The sequence below is a fragment of the Streptomyces sp. NPDC001941 genome, from assembly GCF_040296945.1.
Taxonomy (GTDB): Bacteria; Actinomycetota; Actinomycetes; order Streptomycetales; family Streptomycetaceae; genus Streptomyces.
In genome coordinates this window covers 58,016-81,079 of sequence record NZ_JBEOYE010000034.1, presented here as the reverse complement: position 1 = coordinate 81,079, position 23,064 = coordinate 58,016, and the positions used below count along the sequence as shown (strand labels likewise).

Below are 23,064 nucleotides of genomic sequence, written 5' to 3'. Positions count from 1 at the left end.
GCACCCGCTCACAGAGCGGGCAGTTCCACCAGCTCCAGCTTCCCCCCGGCCAGCGCCACGACACTCGACACCAGGGCGCGCAGCGCGGGCAGTTCGGCCGCGTCGTCCGGCAGCGACAGACGCTGCAGGATCAGCCCGTCGAAGCCGGCGAGGAACAGGCGCGTCACGGTCTCGGCGGGGACGGCCAGTGTGTACCCCGCGCGCGTGGCGGCCGCCTGGATCAGTCGCGCCGTCACCTCGCCCGCCTCGCGGTAGTGGCTTTCGATCGCCTCCTGCAGCTTGGGGGAGCGCAGCGCGAACATGTTCAGCTCGGTGAGGAGCTGATGGCTCTCGGGCTGCTCGCGCACCGTGCGCCACAGTGCGGTGCCCAGCGCCGCGATCGTCTCCTCGAACCCCGCACCCGTCGGAGCCGCTGCCTCCACCTGTGCGACCAGGTCGTGCGTCAACTGCCCCATCACCGCCCGGTACAGGTCCTCCTTCGTACCGAAGGTGTAGTGCACGGTGGCCTGGGCGACGCCGAGTTCCGCGGCGATGGCACGGGTGCTGCCCGCGGCCACGCCCTCCCGGGTCATGAGCGCGATGGCGGCCTTGATCAGCTGGGGGCGGCGCTCGGCCGCGGTCACGTGTGCCATGGGTGCATCCTAGCGACTTGGTCCTTCGATGCAGTCAGCTGAACAAGTCGCTGTTCCGCCCACCTGTCTCCGGCTGCCGCCTGGTCCGCTCAGGGCAGCGGGGTGCCGTGCAGCGCGATCAGCAGCCGCCACACCCGCCCGGTGACTTCCGCGGGGGTGCCCTCGATGGTGCCGTGCAGCCAGTCCGCGAAGACGCCCGCGAAGGCGGCGGCCACGGCCGAGGCGACCAGATCCGGTTCCGGCGCGCCCGCCAGCGCCCGTTCGGTGCGGCTGCGCTCGCGCAGGTCCCGGTGCAGGACCAGGCCGAGCGGGCCGCCGCCTCCCGGCCGGAGCAACTCGCGGTAGAGCGCGCCGTGCCGGGGGAGGCCCGAGAAGAAGTCGACCAGGGCGGGCGGTGGCGTGGCGGGGTCCGGTCGGCCCCGCCAGGCGTGCAGGGCGTCCACGGCCTCGCGCACGATCCCCGCGCAGGCGTCGACGGCCAGGGCCTCCAGGTCGGCGTAGTGCGTGTAGAAGGTGGCGCGGCCTACGCCGGCCCTGCGGACCAGCGCGGCGACGCTGACCTCGGCCAGCGCGCCGTCCGCGCACTCGGCGAGCAGGGCCTCGCGCAGCTTGCTCCGGGTGCGCTCGGTGCGCGGGTCCTCCGCCGCGGGCCTCACGCCCTCACCCGGCCAGCAGGACGGCACCGAGGGCGAGTGCGCCCGGCAGGGCCTGGGCGAACAGGATGCGACGGTTGGCGGTCGCCGCCCCGTACACCCCCGCGACGATCACGCAGCACAGGAAGAACACCCGCACCGGGAAGCCCACCGGATCCCCGGCCAGCAGGCCCCAGATGAGACCGGCGGCCAGGAAGCCCTTGTACAGGCCCTGATTGGCGGCCAGTGGGGTGGTGGCGCGGGCCATCTCCGCGTCGAACCCGGAGAGCTTGCGCCCCGGCGCCCGTTGCCACAGGAACATCTCGAGCACCAGGAAATAGGCGTGCAGCGCGGCCACCAAGGCCACCAGCACCGTCGCGACCGCCGTCATGCGCGTCGTCACCCCTCGTAGAACCCTCATGGAACATGGACAGGTGTCCACCATACATGGACGCCTGTCCAGAAAAGGGTGACCGTCAAAGAGCCGAGAGTTGGGGCACGGAGGGATGCGTCACCCTCGGGCCGGCTCCGGCCGCTCCCTCTCCGCCGCCTCCAGGTACTCCTCGCGGACCTCGCGCGGGCCGAACGGCCAGACCTTCTCGAAGCGGGCCCACAGCACGAAGGCGACACAGCCCAGCGCCAGCCAGCCCAGCGACCACTCGATGGGATGGCGGCCCGGCGCATTGCGGTCGGCGTACCCGTAGATCACCAGCCAGCCGACCAGCGCCACGACCGACGGCAGCGGATACAGCCACATCCGGTAGGGGCGCGGCAGCGCCGGCTGCCGCTTGCGCAGCACGGTCACCGCCGCGATCTGGGCGAGCGCCTGCACGAGCACCATCACGGTGGTCAGCAACTGGATCAGGGTCACCAGGTCCGTGTGCCGCCCGATGAGGAACCCGACGGCCGTGATCACACCCATGGTCGCCAGGCCGAGCACCGGGAACTGGTGGCGCGGGTGCATCTTCGCGTACGCGCGGAAGAACACCCGGTCGCGCGCCGCGTCGTACGGCACGCGCGAACCACCGAGGAGCCCGGTGAAGACGGACGCGAACGCGGTGATCAGGATGAGGACCGTCACCACCTGTGCCGCGCCCTTGCCCCAGGTCTCCTCCAGCACGGCGGAGGCGACCGACGTGGCGGCGATGTCGTGCGGGTCGAGCATGCGCTTCCAGTCGATCACGCCCAGCGCGCCGATCTGCAGCAGCAGGTAGATCGCCATGATGCCGAGGATCGACCAGACGATGGCACGGGGCAGGGTGCGGCCCGGGTTCTTGATCTCCGCGCCCATGTAGGCGGCCGTGTTGTAGCCGAGGTAGTCGTAGATGCCGATGGTCAGGCCGCCCGCGAAGCCCGCCCAGAAGGCCGTGCTCGCGAAGTCGAACGCTCCGGAGGGGTAGTCGAAGGCACGGTTGGGGCTGAAGTGCGTGACGGCGGCGAGGATGACCAGGGCCACCGCGACGATCATCACCACCCACATCACCGTGGTGATCCGCGCGATGTGCGCGATGCCGCGCCACAACAGCAGTACGACGAGCGCGATGACGCCGAGCCCGATGAGGTCGCCCGCCGTCGGTCCGAGCCCCGGCGCGAGGTAACCGAGGTACTGCACGAAGCCGACCACGCCCGTGGACATGATCAGGGGTATGAACAGCATCGCCGTCCACACGAACAGGAACGGCATGAGACGGCCGCTGCGGTACTGGAACGCCTGGCGCAGATAGACGTACGTCCCTCCGGAGCCCGGCAGTGACGCCCCCAGTTCCGCCCAGATGAGTCCGTCCGCGAGCGCGAGCACCGCGCCCGCGACGAACCCGATGATCGCCTGGGGCCCGCCGAACGCGGCGACCATCAGCGGGATCGTCACGAACGGACCGATGCCGCACATCTGGCTCATGTTGATCGCGGTCGCCTGGAACAGGCCGATCCGGCGGACGAAACCGCCTGTGGGGGGCGGGGATCCGGACATAAGGGGGCTCCCTGGGGCGGGTGTGGGCGAGGCGGACGGGATCCGTACGGCGAAGGCCCGACAGGACGTCGTGAGGGCCTTCGGCGGATCAAGTTAGGAACCTTTACTTATAGACGTCAAGGGTTCGTCAGAGGGTTTGACGCGGTGTTGGACAAGCGGGACGACCCAGCCCCGGCAGGGCCGTCGACACCCCTGGTGCGAGAATGACCCGCGTGATCGGCACTGACGGGGGCGCGGAGCAGCCCTGGAATCCGCGACGCCAGCGCAGCGCCAACGAGCGGCTGCTCCTGGAACGGCTGCGCACCGCGGGCCCCGCCTCCCGCGCCCAACTGGCCCGTGACAGCGGGCTATCCAAACCCACGGTCTCCAGTGCCCTCGCCGCCCTCGAACAGGCCGGTCTGGTACGGGAAGCCGGCACCCACTCGCCCGAACGCGGGCGCTCCGCCGTGCTCTACGCCCCCGACCCCACCGCCGGATACGCCCTGGGCATCGACATCGGCCGGGGCTGGGTCCGCGTCGCCCTCGCCGACCTCGACGCCCAGGTCGTCGGCCGCTCCTCCGTGCGCAACGAGGCCCGCACCTCCGGCGTACTCACCGACCTCGTCGCCGACACGGCCCGCGGCCTCGTCGAGGAATCCGGCATCGACCCCGCCCGGCTTACCCACGCCGTGATCGGCACGCCGGGCGTGTACGACGCCGACAAGCGCCGGGTGCGCTACGCGCGCAACCTGCCCGGCTGGGGCCGCCCCGGCCTCGCCGACAGCATCGGCGAGGCCCTCGGCCTGCCCATCGCCCTGCACAACGACGCCAACCTCGCCGCGCTGGGGGAGTACACCTTCGGTGCCGGCGCGGACAGCCGGCTCTTCGTCTACCTGCTCATCGGCACCGGTCTGGGCATGGGCGTGGTCAACGAGGGGCGACTGTTCACCGGAGCCCACGGCGGCGCCGGAGAGATCGGCTTCCTGCCCTGGCCCGGCCGCACCCGCCCCGACGCCGAGTCCGTGGTCTCCGCGGAGGCCGTCGTCGTGGCCGCGCGCGAGCACGGCATGACGGGCCCTCTCACCGCCTCCGACGTCTTCGACGCCGCCCGGGAAGGCCTCCCGGCCGCCCTGCGCGCGGTGGAGGCGGAGGGCGAGCACCTGGCGCTGATCGTCGCGTCCGCCGCCGCGGTCCTCGACCCGGACCTGATCGTCCTCGGCGGCGGTGTCGGGCAGAGCGCGGACCTGCTGCTCCCCGTCGTGCGCAGCACCCTGCGCACGCTCACACCGCTGCGCCCGAAGATCTCCGCGGGCGAACTGGGCGAGGACGCGGTCCTGATGGGCGCGGTGGCGACGGCGCTGGACGCGGCGAGGGACATGGCGTTCTCGCGACGGTGATGTACCAGCAAGCTCCCAGTAAATAACGTGACCCAGCAAGGGTGCCCACGAGACGCCGTGCGGCGCGGTGCCGGAACCCCGCGCAGCCGTGACGGTTACGACGTCGTGGACGGGCGCGTGGACGCGTGCGGGGAGCGGAGCACGAGCAGGGTGATCTCGCTCGGTGCGAAGACGCGGAACGGCGGGCCCCAGAAGCCGGTGCCTCGGCTGGTGTAGAGCTGGGTGCGGGCGCCGTGCCGGCTGAGGCCCGCGAGGACGGGCTGGTCGATGCGGACCAGGTGGTGGAAGGGCCAGATCTGGCCGCCGTGGGTGTGCCCGGAGAGCTGCAGGTCGACGCCGCCGGCCGTGGCCTGGTCGATGAACTTGGGCTGGTGGGCCAGGAGCAGGACGGGCAGTTCGGGATCCGCGCCGTCCAGTGCGCCGTCGAGGTGGGCGCCGTGCCCGGCCAGGCCGGAGGACTCGGCGGTGACGTCGTCCACGCCGGCCACCACGAGGGTGTCGCCTCCGCGCTCGAGCAGCAGGTGACGGTTGCGCAGCGGTTCCCAGCCCAGCTCGTCCATCAGGTCGACCCAGCCCTGGGCCTCGCTGTAGTACTCGTGGTTCCCGGTGACGTACACCTTGGCCCGGCTGGCTCGTACGGTGGCGAGCGGGGCGGCCTGGGCGCGACGTCGTTCGGCCGTGCCGTCCGCGATGTCGCCGGTGTGGCAGACCAGGTCGGCCTCCAGGGTGTTCACCGTCTCGCACACGCGCGCAGACCAGCGGGCGCGGTCGAGCGGCCCGTAGTGCGTGTCGGTGATGAGGGCGACGCGCAGGCCGTCCAGACCGGCGCCCAGGCGGGGCAGCTGTACGTCGAGCCGCCGTACGCGCGGGACGCGGCGCGCCTCGACGTACCCCCAGGCCAGCAGGAGGGCGCTCACGCCGAGGACGGCCCAGGTGACGATACGGGCCCGGTCCTGGCCCTCTGCGACGCCGATCAGGGTCAGGGCGAGCCGCAGGAGGGTGCCGAGCAGTACGGACCAGGTGAACAGGACCCAGCTGGAGCCCAGGAGGGTGTCGCCGATGATGGCGGCCCGGTCCTGTTGGTGCCGTCCGTGGCCGCGGGCCATCGCGAGGGGCATGCCGATGAGTCCGAGGGCGAACAGGGCGGTGCCGGTCAGGGTGACGGGCAGGGGCCACTGCTGGCCGGCGTACAGGAGTACCCAGCAGGGCACCGCCCACAGCAGGACGGGAGCGACCAGAGGGATGTAGCGCATGATGCGCCGCAGCCGGCTCTGTCGTGGCTCTTGCGCTTCACTGTCGGCGGGTCGGGTGTTGCTGGTGCCGGTCACGCTTCCCCTCCTGGACCAGGGTGCCGTCTCGCGCACTGTATCCGGTCGCCCTCGGGCGGGCCGGACCTGGCTCTCGGGCAGGGAAAGGGCCATGGGTGAGGCGCCTGAGGGACACCGCTCCTCAGGTGCCTCACCCCGCGTTCCTAGAAGAAGCCCAGCTTCTTCGGGGAGTAGCTGACCAGCAGGTTCTTCGTCTGCTGGTAGTGCTCCAGCATCATGCGGTGGTTCTCGCGGCCGATGCCGGACTGCTTGTAGCCGCCGAATGCGGCGTGGGCCGGGTAGGCGTGGTAGCAGTTCGTCCACACCCGTCCGGCCTGGATGGCGCGGCCCGCGCGGTAGGCGGTGTTGCCGTCGCGGGTCCAGACGCCCGCGCCGAGGCCGTACAGCGTGTCGTTGGCCGTGGTGATCGCGTCGTCGAAGTCGTTGAACGACGTCACGGCGACGACGGGGCCGAAGATCTCCTCCTGGAAGATCCGCATGCGGTTGTCGCCCTCGAAGATGGTCGGCTGGACGTAGAACCCTCCGGCGAGCTCTCCCTCGTGCTCGATCTGCTGCCCTCCGGTGAGTATCTTGGCGCCTTCCTGCTGGCCGATGTCCAGGTAGGAGAGGATCTTCTGGAGCTGGTCGTTGGACGCCTGGGCGCCGATCATGGTGTCGGTGTCCAGCGGGTGACCCGTCTTGATCGCTTCGGTGCGGGCGACGGCCGCTTCCATGAACTCGCTGTAGTGCCCGCGCTGGACCAGTGCGCGCGACGGACAGGTGCACACCTCGCCCTGGTTGAGGGCGAACATGGTGAAGCCCTCCAGCGCCTTGTCGCGGAAGTCGTCGTCCGCCGCCCACACGTCGTCGAAGAAGATGTTGGGTGACTTGCCGCCCAGTTCCAGGGTGACGGGTTTGATGTTCTCGGAGGCGTACTGCATGATCAGCCGCCCCGTCGTGGTCTCGCCGGTGAACGCGACCTTGGCCACCCGTGCGCTGGAGGCCAGTGGCTTTCCGGCCTCGGCGCCGAAGCCGTTGACGATGTTGACCACGCCCGGCGGCAGGAACTCCGCGATCAGGCCCATCCAGTAGTGCACGGACGCGGGGGTCTGCTCGGCGGGCTTGAGGACCACCGCGTTGCCGGCCGCGAGTGCCGGGGCGAGCTTCCAGGTGGCCATCAGGATGGGGAAGTTCCAGGGGATGATCTGTGCGACCACGCCCAGCGGCTCGTGGAAGTGGTAGGCGACGGTGTCGTCGTCGAGTTCGCTGAGGGTGCCCTCCTGGGCGCGCAGCGCGCCCGCGAAGTAGCGGAAGTGGTCGATGGCCAGGGGGATGTCCGCGTTGAGGGTCTCGCGGATCGGCTTGCCGTTCTCCCAGCTCTCCGCGACGGCGAGTTCCTCGAGCTTGCTCTCCATACGGTCGGCGATCTTGTTGAGGACGTTGGCGCGCTCCGCGGCGGCCATGCGGCCCCACGCGGGTGCGGCCGCGTGCGCGGCGTCCAGGGCGCGTTCCACGTCCTCGGCGGTGCCGCGTGCGATCTCGGTGAAGGGACGGCCGTTGACGGGGCTGGGGTTCTCGAAGTACTGGCCCCGGGCCGGGGCGACGTACTCGCCGCCGATCCAGTGGTCGTAGCGGGACGCGTACGACATGATCGCGCCGTCCGTGCCGGGTGCTGCGTAACGGGGCATGTGCCTGGCCTCCCTCGGACAGCGCCGTCCTCCGTCGGACGGCGCTCGCGGCCGAGGCTAGGGGCGGGGACGTTGCAACCCCGTTGCACCGCGGGACAGTTCCGCGTCCAGTGCGCGCAGTCGTGCCGTGACCGGTGGGCGTTGTCCGGGGGGTACGGCCCGTGCGAGCGCCTGCCACACCGCCAGGTCGTCCTCGCCCCACGGGCTGTGGGCCCAGTCGGACAGCAGCCCTGGTTCCGCGCGGGCGATGAGTGCGGCTCGCAGCTGTCCGGACAGTCGTTCTCGCAGGCGTACGACTCCGGGGGCTCGGGAGGCCGGTAGCAGCGGGCCGGCGTACGCGCTGACCGCGGCCGTCACGGCTCCCGATCCGAGCCGTCGGGCCACCGTGTCGAAGTCGGTGTCCACGGCGACGGCCAGCCGGTACGGGCGCGATCGCACGACGTCGTCGCCCAGCAGGCGGCGCAGTCGGGACAGTTCGGCGCGCAGGGTGACGGAGGTGACGTGTTCGTCCTCGTACAGTTCGACCAGGAGTGCTTCGCCGCTGATGCCCTCGGGGTGGTGGGCGAGCACGGTGACGATCTCGCTGTGGCGTCGGCTGAGCCGTACTTTGCGGCCGTGCACGTCCAGGAGTGCCTCGTCGCGTCCGAGTGCCGACAGGCGTATGCGCTCGGTGGCCGGGGAGGGTGCCAGCAGGGCGAGTTGGGTCTCGGCGGCGCGGGCGACCGCGTGGACGAACGCGAGGCTGTGCGGGTGGGCCAGGCCGTCGCCGCCGGTGATGTCCACGGCTCCGAGCAGCCGTCCGGTGGCGGGGTCGTGGATGGGCGCCGCCGCGCAGGTCCAGTTCTGTACGGGGCGGCGGAAGTGTTCGGCGGAGAAGACCTGCACCGGCCGGTCCAGTGCTATCGCCGTACCGGGCGCGTTGGTTCCGGCGACGGCCTCGGACCAGCGGGCGCCCTCCACGAAGTTCATGCCGCGCGCCCGGCGCAGGGTGCTCGGGTGTCCTTCCACCCACAGCAGCCTGCCGTGAGCGTCGCACACGGCGAACAGGTGCTCGCCGTCCTTGGCGTACGGTCCGGTCAGTTCCCGCAGCAGGGGCATGGCGCCGGCCAGCGGGTGCTCTTCGCGGTAGGCGCCTATCTCGTCCTCGGGCAGCTCCACGGGTGCGTTCCCGTCCGGGCTGACTCCTGCGCGCGCGGAGCGCCGCCAGGATTCGGCGACCACGGGGCGCACGGGTCGTTCCACCCGGCCCGCGCTCGCGAAGGCTTCGTACGCCCGGTGCAGCGGTCCTGCCCGCTCGGTGGGGTCCGCTCCGGCTTCCAGAGCCACCCATGGATCGCTCAACTCGGCCTCCCCGGCAACGACATCGGTGCCGTCCCCCATCGTCGTGCCCGAGGGCGGAACCGACAAGATTCCCCGCGCCTGCCGTAGGAAGAGGCTGACGGTCCGGCGGGGTCTCCTGTGGCGGGGGAATGTCACGGTTCTTCGGCAAGTGGTCTCAACTTGCTCACAACGGTCGCGAGACGCCGGATTCCGGGCGACCTTGGGGGACATGGCCGTGCCGCCCGTTCCGCCGCCTCCGTCCGAGCCGCCGTCCCCGACTGGCCTGGGGCCTCCGACGCGTCCCGAACGTCGAGGGACGTACGTGGCGCTCGCGGTCGGTGTGCTGCTCCTCGCCGTCGTCGGGGTCGCCCTGGTGGTGTCGCGCAGTGGCTCGGGCACGCCGGACCGGAAGCCGTCGGCGACGCCCAAGCCGTCGCTGTCGCTTCCGCCGGGCCTGCCGTCGAGCCTGCCGACGGCGTTGCCCAGCACGCTGCCGAGCGGTCTGCCGAGCGAGGTGCCGACCTCGCTGCCGTCCGCATGGCCCTCGGGGCTGCCCACGGAGCTTCCTTCGGAGCTGCCGTCCGCGCTGCCCACGGAGTTACCGGACCCGCCGACGGCATTGCCCTTCTACCACCTGCGCGAGGGCGACTGCTTCGACGTGGACAAGAAGTCCCCGGGCTACACGGAGAAGCGCTCGTGCGAGGAGCCGCACGACGCTGAGGCGGTGTCGGTCGTCGAACTGGACGGGGAGCTGAGCACGGACGCGGAGGTGCGGGCCGAGGCGGCCGCCCTGTGCGAGGAGCCGCTGCGGGCGAAGGCGGTGGAGCAGCCCGAGGGCACGTTCTGGACGTTCTTCGTCCAGTACCCGTACAGCCGCAGCTATGCGACCGGCCTGGACACGGTCACGTGCAGCCTGACCTCGTCGACGAAGGCGGCGGGGACGAAGCTGGAGGAGCCGCTGCTGTAGGAGCGTTGCACGGGGGCACGCGTGCGTGGCCCACGCCGTCGGGCCCGGCGGTCATGCCCGGGCCCGTGGCACGTCAAGGGGCGCCGTCGGCGGCTCTGCCGATGCGGGTGCCTCCCCGGCTGGCGCCCCTCACTCCTCTCGCCTGCCCTGTTCCAGCGCGGTCGCCGGGTCGGCGGCCGCTGGACCGGACGGCACCCAGCGGCCGCGGTCCTTGCGGTAGGGCCACCAGCGCCCGTCCTGGCCGAGCCTGAGCTGTACGCCGTCGTGGGGCACCGTCCAGCGCGCCGGGCCCGCCCGCCGCAGCTGGGGGTCCTCGCCCTCGTCCCAGGCCGTCTCCAGTGCCGTGCGCGCCCGTGCCAGGTCCTCGGGCGAGGGCTCCCACTGTTCCTCCAGTACGGCGAGGGCCGCTGCCCCGCCGTACTCCCACGCGGCCACCGCCGTGTCCAGGTCGGCGGTGCGCCGTCCGGTGCCGGTGGCAAGCCGCTCCCTTGCGTCCCGGTCCGGCCGCCCGTACGCGAGCCGTACCGCGTCCTGGGACACGGTCGGCTCCGTTTCCAGCGGACTGTCCGCGTGCCCCGGCGCGAGGGCGTCGGCGAGCATCCGGTGGGCGGCTTCGGCGGCGCGGGCGGCCAGGAACTCCAGTGCCGCCGGATCCAGTCCGGGCCCGGGGGCCGTCTCGGTGTCCAGTGAGGGGACTTGGCCCGGTCCGGGCGGCAGGGCGGGCGGCGCGGGCAGCGGCGGCAGGATGTCGCGCGCCGCGAACGCCTCGTCCGCGCGCACGCCTGGGGGAACGGCCTGCCCGGAGGGTTCCTGGCCGTGGGGGAGGGCGGCGCGGGCCGCGCTGCGGACCTGCAGTTCGTCGAGCAGGGCGCGTTCCGCGCGGCCGCGCATCAGCAGTAGGACGAACGGGTCCTGGTCCAGCAGGCGGGCGACCTGGTAGCACAGGGCTGCCGTGTGGTGGCAGTGGTCCCAGGCGTCGCAGCCGCAGTGCGGCTCCAGGTCGCCGATGCCGGGCAGGAGCTCGATGCCCGCCTGCGCCGCGTCCTCGACCAGGTGCGGGGGCATGTCGCGGTCCAGGAGCGCGGCGATGTACTCGGCGCGCTCCGCGGCCATGTCCAGGAGCCGGTCCCATTCCTCGGGCTCGAACTCGCGCAGCAGGACGTCGCTGCGCTGTGCGGTGCCGTCGCGGTCGCGTACGACGGCGGTGATGCGGCCGGGGCGTACGGAGACGGCGCCCACCGCGCCCGCGCGCGCGTGCTTGCGCCCGTTCTTGAGTTGCTGGCCGTCCAGGGCGGTGCCCTCGAGTGCCTGGAGCCAGGCCTGCCCCCACCAGGTGCGGGCGAAGCCGCGGCCCTGGGCGGGCGGCAGCGCGTCGAAGATCCGCTCGAGCGAGCCCGCGCGCGCGTTGCCGTCAGCGGAGCGCGGGGTGCTGTCGTCGTACCAGTCGTCGGTGGCGTTCATCGTGTTCCTCCGCGCAGTTCGACGAGTGCGGTCAGTTCGGCGTCGGTCAGTTCGGTGAGTGCGGCCTCGCCGGATCCGAGGACCGCGTCGGCGAGTTCGCTCTTGCGCAGCAGCATCTGTGCGATGCGGTCCTCGACGGTGCCTTCGGCGATGAGCCGGTGCACCTGTACGGGCTGCGTCTGTCCGATGCGGTAGGCGCGGTCGGTGGCCTGCGCTTCGACGGCGGGGTTCCACCAGCGGTCGTAGTGCACGACGTGGCCGGCACGGGTGAGGTTCAGGCCGGTTCCCGCGGCCTTGAGGGAGAGCAGGAAGACGGGGACCTGTCCGTGCTGGAAGCGTTCGACCATGGCTTCGCGTGCGGCGACGGGTGTTCCGCCGTGCAGCAGTTGTGCGGGGACGCCGCGGGCGGCCAGGTGCTTTTCCAGCAGCCGGGCCATCTGCACGTACTGCGTGAACACGAGGACGCCCGTGTCCTCGGCGAGGATTGTGTCGAGCAGTTCGTCCAGCAGTTCCAGCTTTCCCGAGCGTCCGGCGATGCGGGGGCGCTCCTCCTTGAGGTACTGGGCGGGGTGGTTGCAGATCTGCTTGAGGGCGGTGAGGAGTTTGACGACGAGGCCGCGCCGTTCCATGCCGTCGCTCTCGGAGATCGCCGCGAGGGTCTCGCGGACCACGGCCTCGTACAGTCCGGCCTGTTCGGGGGTGAGGGAGACGGTCCGGTCGGTCTCGGTCTTGGGTGGGAGTTCGGGGGCGATGCCCGGGTCCGTCTTGCGGCGGCGCAGCAGGAACGGTCGGACGAGGGCGGAGAGCCGGGTGGCCGCGGAGGGGTCGGTGCCGCTTTCGACGGCTCGTGCGTAGCGGGTGCGGAAGGTGCCCAGGCGGCCGAGGAGGCCGGGTGTGGTCCAGTCGAGGATGGCCCACAGTTCGGAGAGGTTGTTCTCCACCGGGGTGCCGGAGAGGGCCACGCGCGCGTGGGTGCGGAGGGTGCGCAGCTGTCGTGCGGTCGCGGAGTAGGGGTTCTTGATGTGCTGGGCTTCGTCGGCGACGACCATGCCCCAGGTGGTGCCAGCGAGCCGTTCGGCGTCCAGGCGCATCGTTCCGTATGTGGTCAGGACGAAGCCGTCGGTGGCGCCTTCGAGGCTGCGGGTGCCGCCGTGGTAGCGGCGGACCGGGGTGCCCGGGGCGAACTTCTCGATCTCGCGCTGCCAGTTGCCCATCAGGGAGGTGGGGCAGACGACCAGGGTGGGTCCCGCGGCGTCGGGGTCGGTGTGGCGGTGCAGGTGCAGGGCGATGACGGTGATGGTTTTGCCCAGCCCCATGTCGTCGGCCAGGCAGGCGCCCAGGCCCAGGGAGGTCATGCGGTGCAGCCAGTTCAGGCCGCGCAGCTGGTAGTCGCGCAGGGTGGCGTTCAGCCCCGTGGGAGGGCCGATGGGTTGTTCGCCGCCTTCCGGGTCGGACAGGCGGTCGCGCAGGGCGGCGAGCCAGCCGGTGGCCGTGACGTCGACGCGGGTGCCGTCGACGTCGGTGCTGCCGGTCAGGGCGGCGCCGAGCGCGTCGACCGGGGTGATCTTGTGGCCGCGGTGGCGCAGGGCCTGCTGGGCGCGGGCGGGGTCGACGAGGATCCACTGGTCGCGCAGCCGCACCAGGGGGCGTCCGGCTTCGGCGAGTTCGCCGAGTTCGGCGCGGGTGAGCGCATGGTCGCCGACGGCGAAGTGCCAGTCGAAGGCGAGGAGTGCGTTGGCGGACAGGAAGGACGGCAGGGCGGACCCGGTGTCGTCGTTGCCGGAGGACGGAGGGCCGATGACGGCGCGGGCGGTGAGGGTGTGTGCCAGCTGTCGGGGCCAGTGCACTTCGACGCCGGTCGCGGCCAGCGCGCGCGTGGCGTCGCCGAGGAGCTCGGCGACGTCTTCGTCGGCGAGCTCGATGAGGTCGGGGACGGCGGCGGAGAGCAGGGGGGCCAGCGGCGGCCAGGCGCGGGCGGCGCGGCGCAGGGCGAGGAGGGCGTCCAGGCGGGCGCGCGGGCCGAACGCGCGGGTGGTGGCCGCTGTCCCGGCCCAGACGTCGGCGGCGTCGGCGACCAGGGAGGGATCGGCGGCGCCGTGCATCTGGAGGACGGCGCGGAAGCGGGGCGTGTCCTGTGCGGGGTCGTCGAGCCCTTCGACCTCCACGCGCAGGGAAAGACGGACTCCGGCGTCATGTCCGGCGGCGACGTCCGTGGCCCAGGCGCGCTGGTGGGGCAGGTACTGCGGGGTGTCGTCGGCGAACGCGGGGGAGCCGGTGACGAGGGGCGCGGCCGGGGTGCGCGCCAGGGTGTCCGCGACGGCGTCGAGGTAGGCGCGCAGCAGCTGGTCGGGTTCGGGTAGCAGCAGGGGCCGCGCCGCGGGGTCCAGGGGCGCGCTGTGGGCGTCGGGGGGCATGGACGCGGCCAGGGTGCGTACGTCGTCCAGCGCGTCGGCGGTGAGAGGTCCGACGCGCCAGGCGTCGTGGTCGGAGGCGGTGAGGCCGGGCAGGAGCCGGCCGTCGGCCACGCAGCGCAGGGCGAGGAGGGTGGCGGCTGCCCAGAAGGCGGTGGCGGGGGAGGCGTCACCGCGTGCGTGGAGGCGGGTGAGCAGGGGCAGGGCGGTGCGTACGGGCAGGATCAGGGCTCTTACGGGGTGGGGCAGGGCGTCGTCGGCGGCGAGGGTGAGGTCGTCGGTGTGTCCGCCGGGGCAGGCGGGCGGAGGGGTGCCGTCGGGGTGCCAGAGGGCGATGCCGCTCGTGCGGGGCGGGTCGGAGGGCAGGAAGACGGCGGAACAACGGGCGAGTTCGGAGAGCTGAGAGGGCGTGGGCGCGAGAGGCCTGGACACGGCGATGACGCATTCCTCAAATTTGACTACCGAGTGAGCGGCCGAGGATACCCCGCGCCGGTCCGCAATGGATGCGCTCCAAGGGTGATCCGCATCACGACTTGGCCGGGGGTGGGGCTGGCACCACCCCCGGCGCCGGGGGCAACCCCCCTGTGGGTTCGGGGTGTTGGCGCCATGGCTGCCACACCCTGCTGATCCGTACGTTTGCTCAGGTCAGAGCAGCCGCAGCCGGCCCGCCGCCCCACGCGCGACACGGCCCGCGACGCCGCAGCCGTCCCGCACGCCCACGGACCGGAGTTCGTCATGCCCACCGCCACGCTGACCGCACCCCAGCCCGCGAACGCCCCTGCCCCCGCACGCAGAACCGGCAGCGAGTTCAGCCCCCTGCTGCGTCTGATCAAGGAGCAGGGCCTCCTGGAGCGACGCAGGGGCTGGTACGCCCGCACCATCACCGTCAACCTCCTGGCCCTGGCGGCCACCGCCACCGGACTCGTCCTGTGGGGCTCGTCCTGGTGGGCGCTGCTGCTGGCCGTGCCGCTGTCCGTGTTCTGCGCTCGCGCGGCCTTCATCGGCCACGACGCCGGCCACTCGCAGATCAGCGCCGACCGCCGCACTGGCCGTCTCGTCCAGCTCGTCCACGCGAACCTGCTGCTCGGCATGGACGCCGCCTGGTGGAATCACAAGCACGACCGTCACCACGCCAACCCCAACCACGTCGACAAGGACCCCGACGTCGCCGCCGACGTCCTCGTCTTCACCCAGCGGCAGGCCGCCGGGCGCACCGGGCTGCGCGGCTGGCTCACCCGCCACCAGGCCTGGCTGTTCTTCCCGCTGACCACCCTGGAAGCGCTCGCCCTGAAGGTGTACGGATTCCAGGCCCTGTTCGCCAAGGACGGCCCGCGCCGCACCCCCTCCGCGCGCGTGGTCGAAGGCGGCCTGCTGCTCGCCCACGTCACCGGTTACGCGACCCTGCTGCTCGCCACGATGCCACTCGCCCACGCCGTCGTCTTCGCCCTGCTGCACCAGATGCTGCTCGGCCTGCACCTGGGCATGGCCTTCGCCCCCAACCACAAGGGCATGGAAATGCCCGACCCCGACGGCGAGAACTGGGGCCACCTGCGCCGCCAGGTCCTCACCTCCCGCAACGTCCGTTGCGGCGCCCTGACCGACTGGTTCCTGGGCGGCCTGAACTACCAGATCGAGCACCACCTCTTCCCCAGCATGCCCCGCCCCCACCTGCGCCTGGCCCAGCCGGCCGTCCGCGCCCACTGCCAGGCCCTGGGACTGCCGTACACGGAGACCGGCCTGGTCGACTCCTACCGGCAGGCCCTCGGCCACCTGCGCGAGGTCGGCGAGCCGCTGCGTGAGGCGTGAGCGGGATGCCCCGCCCGTCGTTCCCGGCCCCGTCACGGGGAACCGCCGGGCCCGGCGGGGCGTTCCCTGGACAAGGAGCGCGGCCCGTGGCCGTGAAGGAGGCGTCGAAGATGACGACAAGAACGAAGATCGTGATCGGGGGAGTGGCCGTCGGCCTGCTCCTCATCCCGCTGATCGGTTTCTGGATGTCGCTGCTCGTACTGCTCGGCGTACCCGCCGTGGCCTACCTGGCGCTGGATCCCAGCCAGCGCAAGCGGCTGCGCAGGGTCAGCCGCAAGGAGCTCGGCCGCTGACCACCGGCCCCGCTCCCTCCCGCCCTGACCTGCACCGCTAGGGTCGGCGGCGTTCAGGGCGCGTACGGGACACCTCACCTGTACGAAGAACTCAAGGGGGGAGCGGCACGCCATGCGCGCGACGGTCACCACGGTCAGCAGCAACAGCGAGTACTCGTTCACCAAGCCGAACCGCGACAGCATCACGCTGCTCGCAGGACTCGGCGTCGAAGGGGACGTCCACGCGGGCGTCACGGTCAAGCACCGCTCACGGGTCGCGCAGGACCCCACCCAGCCCAATCTGCGCCAGGTCCACCTCATCCACCAGGAACTGTTCGCCGAGGTCGCCGGGGCGGGCTTCGCGGTCCGCCCCGGCGACCTCGGCGAGAACATCACCACCAACGGCATCGACCTGCTCGGCCTGCCCGCCGGCACCCTGCTGCGCATCGGGGAGAGCGCCGTCGTCGAGGTCACCGGGCTGCGCAACCCCTGCCCGCAGATCAACACCTTCCAGCAGGGACTGCTCAAGCAGGTCGTCGGCCGCGACGCCGACGGCGCCGTGGTCCGCAAGGCCGGGATCATGGGCGTGGTCCGCGAGGGCGGCGTGATCCAGCCCGGGGACCCGATCGAGGCCGAACTCCCTCAGGGCCCCCACCGGCCCCTGGAGCGCGTCTGAGGAACCGGCGTGCCCCGGGGCAACCCGGGGCACGGCCGTGTTTTCCGTGCCCGTGAGGACAGCCAGGACAGCAAGTACGGCCAAGACAGTGCGCGGGCGTTGACCACGTCACCGCCCGCGGAGCGGATGGGGCGCACGGCACGGCACGCGTGACGGCCTCCGGTGGACGGGACGCCCAGCTGTTCAGGAGGGCCGTACGGCTATCTGGTCCAGCGCCTCCAGCAGGCCGGGCAGTTCCGGCCCGCGCCCCACGGGCAAGACCTCGCCAGGCTCGTCGTCCAGCAGCACGAACGCCATGTCGTCGGTCCGTGCCACCAGCGACCAGCCCGGCCCGTCCGCGCGCAGCATCCGCGCCCCGCCGGAGGCGAAGCTCGAACGCACCCGGCCGGTCGGCGGCGGCGTCAGCGCGTACAGCCGCAGCTGGCGCAGTACCCGCAGCACGCCCTCGTGCTTCCCCGGCCCGGGTGCCCCCGCGCCCTCGTCGACCGGGACCTCCGCCTCGTCGGGCCCCTGGTCCTCGCCGCTCGGTGCGTCATCAGCGCGCGCGGTGGCCGGTGCTTCCGCGCCTTCCACGGGCTCGTGACCGCCCACCTGTTCACGCCAGGCGGTCCACTGCTGCGCCACCTCGTCGGCGCCCAGCCGACGCTGCGCCGGGCCCCACGCGTGCGTGTCGGGCGGTGTGAGCGGGGCCCGGTCGTCCTCCTCCGGCTCGGGGTCGTGCGGCTCGGGCAGCTCCGGCGCACGGGTCGCCACGGCCAGCGGCCAGCCCGGCAGCGCCGACACCACCGAGTTCTCGTCAGGCGACAGGTCGTACTCCATGCCGCAGTCCCAGGAGGCGATCGCGACCGCGACCAGGGACACGTCGTCCACCACGACCGTCCAGCGGGCGCCCGTGCCGTCCTGACCGAGCACCAGGCCGTAGCCCTGTGCGTACGGTTCCAGGCCGAGCGCCGCGCAGGCCTCGGGGTAGTCGTCGCCCAGCACGCTGGGGAACTGTGCGGGCGTCAGCAGTACGGCCGTCAACACGTACAGCGCGTCGTCAGCGGCGCCTTCGGCGTCCTCCGTACCGGCCACGGCATCCTCCCCATCCGGTCACTCGTCGGCGCACCCTAACCAGTGGGTAACCCGCGCGTCGAGGGTCGGCCTGACGAAATACGGACGCCCGGAACCAGGCCCTGTCCCAGCCTGACCGGCATGTCCGGATCCAGAGCCCCGTTCCAGGAGGGCGCCACGGGCGCCGGCGTCAGGCGGCGGGCAGGCCCAGGAGGCTCCGGGTGACGGTCTGGGGGGACTCGTCCCTCTCGCGGGCGAGTGCGATGACGGCCCGGCAGGCCAGCTCGCTCACCCCGAACGACAGCGCGTCGGGCGAGACCCACCCGGCCGCCTCGTCGGCGCGCTGCTGGTCGTCGTCGGCCAGCGCGGTCACGTAGTCGGCCGCTGCCTCGAACACGTTGTGGCGCCGTACCGGACGCTCGGGCGGCGTCACAGTGCCGTCGCCCTCGCGCCCCAGGAGCCTTTGCAGTCTGCTGAACACCCGGTCCACCTTTCCCCGGTACGCGGCGCCCGCCGCGGGCCTTCCGGCCCCGTCCCTCCAACGTAAGGTTCGGCCAGGGTGGACAGAAGGGGGCCGCAGCGGCGAACGCCGGGTGACTCGCGGGAAGCGGCTCCGGACGCGAGCCGGACGCCGCCGTCAGACGTCCCCCCGCACCGCCAGGGCCAGGAAGCGGGCGTCCTCGTCCGCGTACGACACCAGGTGCCAGCCCGAACCCTCCAGCAGCGGGCGCAGGTTCCGCTCGGCCCGCAGATCGCCGTCCGTGACCTGCCGTCCCTGCCGGGCGGCCAGCGCGACCCGGCCGATCGGATGGAACAGCGCCAGCCGTCCACCCGGGCGCACGACACGCGCCAGCTCACGCAGGTTCTCCGAAGGATCCGGCAGGTGGGAGATCAGCCCCGCGCCGAACACGGCGTCCAGGCACGCCGTGCGCAGCGGCAGCCGGCCCACGTCCGTCAGCAGCAGTGAGCCGCTCCCGCCCCGTCCGGCGTCGACGGCGGCGCGCAGCATCTGCGGCGTCAGGTCGGCCCCCACGACCGTGCCCCAGCGCCCCACGGCCTCCCGGAGCGGCGGCAGGGCCCTGCCCGTGCCGCACCCCGCGTCCAGCACCGTGTCGCCATGGCGCAGGCCCAGATCCGCGACCGCCGCCGCGAAGGCGGGTCCGTCGTCGGGGAACTTCGCGTCCCACGCCGCCGCACGGGCGCCGAAGAACTCCTGCACGTGTGTGTGGTCGTCGTTCATGCGGACATCGTGCCCCACCAGAAGACGCCGCGGACCGGCCGCGCAGCGCGCACGACCGAGCGCCAGGCGGTCGGTGGGGAACATATCGACGTCATATTCCATCAGCTTTCGAAACGTGCTCCCGGTGTGCGCCCCCTGCGGGTCTAGCGTCCCTGAGGCATGGGACACCTGGACCACGCAGCCTTCGGCTGGCTGACCCCCGTACTGTCGTACGCCATGGCGTGCGTCGGCGCAGCCCTCGGACTGCGCTGCACCGTACGCGCGCTGGCGGCCGAAGGCCGTTCGCGCCGCAACTGGCTGCTGACCGCCGCCTCCGCCCTCGGCACCGGCATCTGGACCATGCACTTCGTCGCCATGCTCGGCTTCGGCGTCAACGGCACCCCGGTCCGCTTCGACGTACCGCTGACCCTCCTCAGCCTCGCCGTCGACGTCACGGTCGTCGGGATCGGCCTCTTCGCCGTCGGCCGCGGCGCACACCGCACGCGTGCGCTCGCGCTGGGCGGCCTGATCACCGGACTCGGCATCGCCAGCATGCACTACCTCGGCATGGCCGCCCTGCGCCTGCACGGCACCGTGCACTACGGCCCCGCCCTGGTCGCCCTCTCCGTCGCCATCGCGGTGCTCGCCGCCACCGCGGCCCTGTGGGCCGCCCTGCACATCAAGACCCCCGCCGCGGTCACCGTCGCCTCACTCGTCATGGGGGCCGCCGTCAGCAGCATGCACTACACCGGCATGTTCGCCGTCCGCGTCGACGTCACCCCGTCCGCCGCCGCACTGCCGGGAGCCACGGCCATGCAGTTCATCTTCCCGCTGGCCGTCGGCCTCGGCTCCTACCTGTTCCTGACCGCAGCGTTCGTCGCCCTGACGCCGACCGCACACGAACGCGGTACCCCGGCGCCCGACGAGACCCCTGCGTCGCGCCGGTCCGAGGAGGACACCCGTCCCGCGCCCGTACGCGGCCGACCCGCCGCCACACCCGAACCGGCCGCCTGACCGCCCACCGCCACTCCGCCCCAGGGGCCGGCACTGCCCCGCACCCGCCACCGTCGCCAGATCCGCCCGGAACGAGGAGGCCATGCCCACACCCCGCAACACCGACGGCCCAGGCCCACCCTCGTCCCCGGACCCCACCGAGGCCACGGCGCACACCGACACGCCCGCCCCGCGCACCGACACCCCCCAGGCCTCCGCCGTGCGCGGCAGACGCGCCCACGCCGGTCCACCCGCCGACGAACACCCCATACCCCAGGCGCCCCTCGGCGCCGCCCACGAAGTCCCGCCCGCCCCCGTGCACCAGCTGCGCCCCCGCACCGTACGAGCCAAGATCATCTCGTTGCTTATGGTTCCCGTCGTCTCCCTGCTCGCCCTGTGGGGCTTCGCCACCGTCACCACCGCCCAGGACGTCGCCCGGCTGCGTGAAGCCCACCGCCTCGACACACAGGTCCGCAGGCCCGTCACCGCCGTCATCGGCGCCCTGCAGGCCGAACGCCGCGCCGCCACCCGGCAGGCCGCCGCCCCGGACAGTGCGCACGCCGCCGAAGCCGAACAGCTCGCACGCGACACCGACACCGCCCTGGCCGCCCTGCGCCTGGACGGCAGCCACACCATCGCCGACGCCGGAGGGCTGCCCAAGGACGCCGCCACCCGCATCCGCCGGCTCGCCGAACAGACCACGGCCCTGGCCGCCGTCCGCACCGCCGTCCTCGACCGGACCGCCCCCTGGGACACCGTCTACGCCCGGTACACCGACGCCATCGAGACCGCACTCGCCGTCGACGGAGCCCTGACCACGACCACCGACCCGCAGAGCGGTGCCCACGCGCGCGTGCTCCTCGAACTGGCCCGCGCCACCGAGATGCTCGCCCGCGAGGACACCCTGCTCACCACCGCCCAGCTCACCCGTGACCTCAGCGCGGCCCACCAGCGCCAGTTCACCGGCGCCGCCGCCACCCGCCGCGCCCTCACCGACACCGCCGGGCCCGACCTGCCCGCCGCCCAGCGCACCGCCTGGCAACAGCTCACCCGCCGCACCACCTACGGCCAACTGGCCGCGGCCGAGGACGCCGTCACCGCCGCTGCCGCCGGCCGGCGCGCGGCCGAAGCCGTCCCGGCGACCACCTGGGACGCCGCCCACGACGCCGTCCGCAAGGACCTCGCCTCCCTCAGCCACGACGCCCGCACCCCCACCGACGACCCCCTCGGTGGCGTCCTCAGCACCGCCGGAGCCGCCGTCCTGCTCGGCGCCGCCGCCGTCATCGCCTCGCTCGTCATCTCCGTACGCATCGGACGCGGCCTCGTCGTCGAACTCGTCACCCTGCGCAACACCGCCCTGGAGATCGCCCGCCGCAAACTCCCGCACGCCATGCGGCGGCTGCGCGCCGGGGAGGACATCGACATCCGGGCCGAGGCACCACCAGGACCTCCCGCACGCGACGAGATCGCCCAGGTCGGCGAAGCCCTCGCCACCGTCCACCGGGCCGCGCTCGGCGCCGCCGCCGAACGTGCGGAACTCGCCAGCGGAATCTCCGGCGTCTTCGTCAACCTGGCCCGCCGCAGCCAGGTCCTCGTCCACCGCCAGCTCACCCTGCTGGACAGCATGGAACGCCGCGCCGACGACCCGGGCGAACTGGGTGACCTCTTCCGCCTCGACCACCTCACCACCCGCATGCGACGCCACGCCGAGAGCCTGATCATCCTGTCCGGCGCCGCCCCCGGACGTGCCTGGCGCCTGCCCGTCCCGCTCACCACCGTCGTGCGCGCCGCCGTCTCCGAAGTCGAGGACTACGCGCGCGTGGAAGTACGCCAGCTCGCCGAAGCGTCCGTCATCGGCGCCGCCGTCGCCGACCTCACCCACCTGCTCGCCGAACTCGTCGAGAACGCCGCACAGTTCTCACCACCCCACACCAAGGTCCGCGTCAGCGGCGAACCCGTGGGCAACGGGTACGTCCTGGAAGTCGAGGACCGGGGCCTCGGCATGGGCAAGGACGCACTCGCCGAAGCCAACCAGCGCATCGAACAGTCCGAAGCGCTCGACCTGTCAGACAGCGACCGGCTCGGCCTGTTCGTCGTCAGCCGCCTCTCCGCCCGCCATGCCATCAAGGTCCAGCTGCGGACCTCCCCGTACGGAGGAACCACCGCCGTCGTCCTGCTGCCGACCGAACTCCTGCACCACCCGGCGCAGCCCTCGCAGGTCACCACGCCCCCGCGAGAGGCCGCCCACAACGACGACGCTCCCGCAGAGAACGACATCCCCCAGGTCAGCTCCCTGCCCACCAAGTCCGCCTCGCGGCCGAACCCGCAAGCACGCCCCGAGCCCCGCGCCAAGCCGGAACCGGAGACGGAGGACGACGACGCTCCGCCCGCCCCCGTCACCACCCTGCGTCCCCACACCCGTGCCGTTCGCACCACCACCGAAAGCCGTCAGACGGCCGTCGACACGGCCGTGGTCCGTGGACCGCGCACGGCCACCGCACGCGTGGACGCCACCGGAGACACGGCCGCACTGCCCCGCAGGGTCCGCCAGGCCAGCCTCGTCCCCCAGCTGCGCGAGGCACCCGCCCCCGAAACCCCTGAAGGACCCTCCGGCGACACACCCGACGAGCGCACACCCGAAGAGGTCAGGGAGCGCATGGCCGCCTACCGCGCCGGCTGGAAGCGCGGCGGCGGCACGAAGACCGGGAAACCCGAAGCCGCACGCACCGAAGGAGAACCCAGATGATCGAACACGCGAGCCGCTTCGCCCACCACCACCGCGCCCGTGAGCTCGACTGGCTCCTGGACGACCTCGTCGTACGCAACGGCGAGGTACGCCACGCGGTCGTCCTGTCCGGCGACGGGCTCCCCGTCGGCGCCTCCCACGACCTCACCCGTGAGGACGCCGAACACCTCGCCGCCGTCGCCTCCGGCTTCCACAGCCTCGCCAAGGGCGCCGGACGCCACTTCCGGGCCGGAGGAGTCCGCCAGACCATGGTCGAGATGGACGACGGATTCCTGTTCGTCGCGGCCGCCGGAGACGGCTCCTGCCTCGCCGTCCTCAGCTCCGCTCACGCCGACATCGGCCTCATCGCCTACGAGATGGCGCGCCTGGTGCGCCAGGTCGGCGAACACCTGGGCACCGCGCCGCGCGCCACCACCCCGCCCCAAGCCGGCTGACCGGGGGCACACCAATGAACGACACGCTCGAAACCGACATAGCCCGCACCTCTGCGCCGCAAGCCGCACCCCGGACGGCCCTCGCACCCGATCCGGCTCCCG

20 protein-coding genes are annotated in these 23,064 nt (G+C 72.7%); 8 read left to right on the top strand and 12 right to left on the bottom strand.

The features are described from left to right. Positions 1 to 8: 8 nt before the first annotated feature. From ABT160_RS22845 to ABT160_RS22830, 4 genes are all read right to left on the bottom strand, one after another. On the bottom strand, positions 9 to 632 hold the full coding sequence (locus ABT160_RS22845; RefSeq protein WP_351649583.1) for a TetR/AcrR family transcriptional regulator: 624 nt from the start codon (positions 630 to 632) through the stop codon (positions 9 to 11). Between the two features lie 89 nt (positions 633 to 721). Next, positions 722 to 1,288 carry a TetR/AcrR family transcriptional regulator gene (locus tag ABT160_RS22840; protein ID WP_351649582.1) on the bottom strand — a complete coding sequence of 189 codons (567 nt, stop codon included), beginning with the start codon at positions 1,286 to 1,288 and terminating at the stop codon, positions 722 to 724. Positions 1,289 to 1,292: 4 nt separating this feature from the next. Further along, a complete protein-coding gene (locus ABT160_RS22835; RefSeq protein ID WP_351649581.1) occupies positions 1,293 to 1,655 on the bottom strand; it encodes a DUF1304 domain-containing protein in 363 nt (120 codons plus the stop codon). Positions 1,656 to 1,775: 120 nt separating this feature from the next. Next, positions 1,776 to 3,233: an APC family permease gene (locus ABT160_RS22830; RefSeq protein WP_351649580.1), complete on the bottom strand. Its 1,458-nt coding sequence runs from the start codon at positions 3,231 to 3,233 to the stop codon at positions 1,776 to 1,778. Positions 3,234 to 3,445: 212 nt separating this feature from the next. Between ABT160_RS22830 and ABT160_RS22825 the strand changes: the two genes are divergently transcribed. Further along, positions 3,446 to 4,609: an ROK family transcriptional regulator gene (locus ABT160_RS22825; RefSeq protein WP_351649579.1), complete on the top strand. Its 1,164-nt coding sequence runs from the start codon at positions 3,446 to 3,448 to the stop codon at positions 4,607 to 4,609. 95 nt (positions 4,610 to 4,704) lie between these two features. Here ABT160_RS22825 and ABT160_RS22820 read toward each other — a convergent pair whose 3' ends face one another. The 3 genes from ABT160_RS22820 to ABT160_RS22810 all read right to left on the bottom strand — a co-directional run bounded on the left by ABT160_RS22820 (position 4,705) and on the right by ABT160_RS22810 (position 8,945). Next, complete coding sequence (locus ABT160_RS22820) at positions 4,705 to 5,937, bottom strand: metallophosphoesterase (RefSeq protein ID WP_351649578.1); 1,233 nt, start codon at positions 5,935 to 5,937, stop codon at positions 4,705 to 4,707. A gap of 143 nt (positions 5,938 to 6,080) precedes the next feature. Next, entirely contained in the window at positions 6,081 to 7,604 is a 1,524-nt protein-coding gene (gene exaC, locus ABT160_RS22815) for an acetaldehyde dehydrogenase ExaC (protein WP_351649577.1), read from the bottom strand. A gap of 57 nt (positions 7,605 to 7,661) precedes the next feature. Then, positions 7,662 to 8,945, bottom strand: coding sequence for a helix-turn-helix domain-containing protein (locus tag ABT160_RS22810; RefSeq protein WP_351649576.1), 1,284 nt, complete (start codon positions 8,943 to 8,945; stop codon positions 7,662 to 7,664). A gap of 301 nt (positions 8,946 to 9,246) precedes the next feature. On the opposite strand from ABT160_RS22810, the gene ABT160_RS22805 reads away from it, so the two are divergent. Continuing rightward, positions 9,247 to 9,891, top strand: coding sequence for a hypothetical protein (locus ABT160_RS22805; RefSeq protein ID WP_351649575.1), 645 nt, complete (start codon positions 9,247 to 9,249; stop codon positions 9,889 to 9,891). A gap of 129 nt (positions 9,892 to 10,020) precedes the next feature. Here ABT160_RS22805 and ABT160_RS22800 read toward each other — a convergent pair whose 3' ends face one another. Beyond that, positions 10,021 to 11,352 carry an SWIM zinc finger family protein gene (locus tag ABT160_RS22800; protein WP_351649574.1) on the bottom strand — a complete coding sequence of 444 codons (1,332 nt, stop codon included), beginning with the start codon at positions 11,350 to 11,352 and terminating at the stop codon, positions 10,021 to 10,023. Further along, positions 11,349 to 14,195 (bottom strand): SCO1167/SCO6262 family helicase, encoded by a 2,847-nt coding sequence (locus ABT160_RS22795; RefSeq protein ID WP_351649573.1) that lies wholly within the window; start codon positions 14,193 to 14,195, stop codon positions 11,349 to 11,351. The genes ABT160_RS22800 and ABT160_RS22795 overlap by 4 nt, the downstream gene beginning before the upstream one ends. Before the next feature lie 303 nt (positions 14,196 to 14,498). Between ABT160_RS22795 and ABT160_RS22790 the strand changes: the two genes are divergently transcribed. The 3 genes from ABT160_RS22790 (at position 14,499) to ABT160_RS22780 (ending at position 16,517) form a co-directional block, all read left to right on the top strand. Continuing rightward, positions 14,499 to 15,569 carry a fatty acid desaturase family protein gene (locus ABT160_RS22790; protein ID WP_351649572.1) on the top strand — a complete coding sequence of 357 codons (1,071 nt, stop codon included), beginning with the start codon at positions 14,499 to 14,501 and terminating at the stop codon, positions 15,567 to 15,569. Positions 15,570 to 15,679: 110 nt separating this feature from the next. Then, on the top strand, positions 15,680 to 15,862 hold the full coding sequence (locus ABT160_RS22785) for a tail-anchor membrane protein (RefSeq protein ID WP_351649571.1): 183 nt from the start codon (positions 15,680 to 15,682) through the stop codon (positions 15,860 to 15,862). A 112-nt stretch (positions 15,863 to 15,974) separates the two neighbouring features. Then, positions 15,975 to 16,517: an MOSC domain-containing protein gene (locus ABT160_RS22780; protein WP_351649570.1), complete on the top strand. Its 543-nt coding sequence runs from the start codon at positions 15,975 to 15,977 to the stop codon at positions 16,515 to 16,517. A 183-nt stretch (positions 16,518 to 16,700) separates the two neighbouring features. Here ABT160_RS22780 and ABT160_RS22775 read toward each other — a convergent pair whose 3' ends face one another. The 3 genes from ABT160_RS22775 to ABT160_RS22765 all read right to left on the bottom strand — a co-directional run bounded on the left by ABT160_RS22775 (position 16,701) and on the right by ABT160_RS22765 (position 18,810). Further along, positions 16,701 to 17,591 carry a hypothetical protein gene (locus tag ABT160_RS22775; protein ID WP_351649569.1) on the bottom strand — a complete coding sequence of 297 codons (891 nt, stop codon included), beginning with the start codon at positions 17,589 to 17,591 and terminating at the stop codon, positions 16,701 to 16,703. 169 nt (positions 17,592 to 17,760) lie between these two features. Next, the gene (locus ABT160_RS22770) at positions 17,761 to 18,051 is read right to left on the bottom strand and encodes a hypothetical protein (protein WP_351649568.1); all 291 of its coding nucleotides are present in this window, start codon (positions 18,049 to 18,051) and stop codon (positions 17,761 to 17,763) included. A 156-nt stretch (positions 18,052 to 18,207) separates the two neighbouring features. Continuing rightward, positions 18,208 to 18,810 (bottom strand): class I SAM-dependent methyltransferase, encoded by a 603-nt coding sequence (locus ABT160_RS22765; protein ID WP_351649567.1) that lies wholly within the window; start codon positions 18,808 to 18,810, stop codon positions 18,208 to 18,210. Between the two features lie 159 nt (positions 18,811 to 18,969). On the opposite strand from ABT160_RS22765, the gene ABT160_RS22760 reads away from it, so the two are divergent. The 3 genes from ABT160_RS22760 (at position 18,970) to ABT160_RS22750 (ending at position 22,962) form a co-directional block, all read left to right on the top strand. Further along, on the top strand, positions 18,970 to 19,803 hold the full coding sequence (locus ABT160_RS22760; RefSeq protein ID WP_351649566.1) for an MHYT domain-containing protein: 834 nt from the start codon (positions 18,970 to 18,972) through the stop codon (positions 19,801 to 19,803). An 82-nt stretch (positions 19,804 to 19,885) separates the two neighbouring features. Further along, the gene (locus tag ABT160_RS22755; protein ID WP_351649565.1) at positions 19,886 to 22,528 is read left to right on the top strand and encodes a sensor histidine kinase; all 2,643 of its coding nucleotides are present in this window, start codon (positions 19,886 to 19,888) and stop codon (positions 22,526 to 22,528) included. Beyond that, positions 22,525 to 22,962 (top strand): roadblock/LC7 domain-containing protein, encoded by a 438-nt coding sequence (locus tag ABT160_RS22750; RefSeq protein ID WP_351649564.1) that lies wholly within the window; start codon positions 22,525 to 22,527, stop codon positions 22,960 to 22,962. Before ABT160_RS22755 ends, ABT160_RS22750 begins: the two co-directional genes overlap by 4 nt. The last annotated feature ends 102 nt before the right edge of the window (positions 22,963 to 23,064 follow it).

Excerpts from the sequence above, each read along its gene's own strand:
- ABT160_RS22800 (WP_351649574.1), bottom strand. The coding sequence starts at position 11,352 with ATGAACGCCACCGACGACTGGTACGACGACAGCACCCCGCGCTCCGCT.
- ABT160_RS22780 (WP_351649570.1), top strand. The coding sequence starts at position 15,975 with ATGCGCGCGACGGTCACCACGGTCAGCAGCAACAGCGAGTACTCGTTC.
- ABT160_RS22845 (WP_351649583.1), bottom strand. The coding sequence starts at position 632 with ATGGCACACGTGACCGCGGCCGAGCGCCGCCCCCAGCTGATCAAGGCC.
- ABT160_RS22750 (WP_351649564.1), top strand. The coding sequence starts at position 22,525 with ATGATCGAACACGCGAGCCGCTTCGCCCACCACCACCGCGCCCGTGAG.
- exaC (WP_351649577.1), bottom strand. The coding sequence starts at position 7,604 with ATGCCCCGTTACGCAGCACCCGGCACGGACGGCGCGATCATGTCGTAC.
- ABT160_RS22760 (WP_351649566.1), top strand. The coding sequence starts at position 18,970 with ATGGGACACCTGGACCACGCAGCCTTCGGCTGGCTGACCCCCGTACTG.
- ABT160_RS22755 (WP_351649565.1), top strand. The coding sequence starts at position 19,886 with ATGCCCACACCCCGCAACACCGACGGCCCAGGCCCACCCTCGTCCCCG.
- ABT160_RS22765 (WP_351649567.1), bottom strand. The coding sequence starts at position 18,810 with ATGAACGACGACCACACACACGTGCAGGAGTTCTTCGGCGCCCGTGCG.
- ABT160_RS22830 (WP_351649580.1), bottom strand. The coding sequence starts at position 3,233 with ATGTCCGGATCCCCGCCCCCCACAGGCGGTTTCGTCCGCCGGATCGGC.
- ABT160_RS22835 (WP_351649581.1), bottom strand. The coding sequence starts at position 1,655 with ATGACGGCGGTCGCGACGGTGCTGGTGGCCTTGGTGGCCGCGCTGCAC.
- ABT160_RS22790 (WP_351649572.1), top strand. The coding sequence starts at position 14,499 with ATGCCCACCGCCACGCTGACCGCACCCCAGCCCGCGAACGCCCCTGCC.
- ABT160_RS22785 (WP_351649571.1), top strand. The coding sequence starts at position 15,680 with ATGACGACAAGAACGAAGATCGTGATCGGGGGAGTGGCCGTCGGCCTG.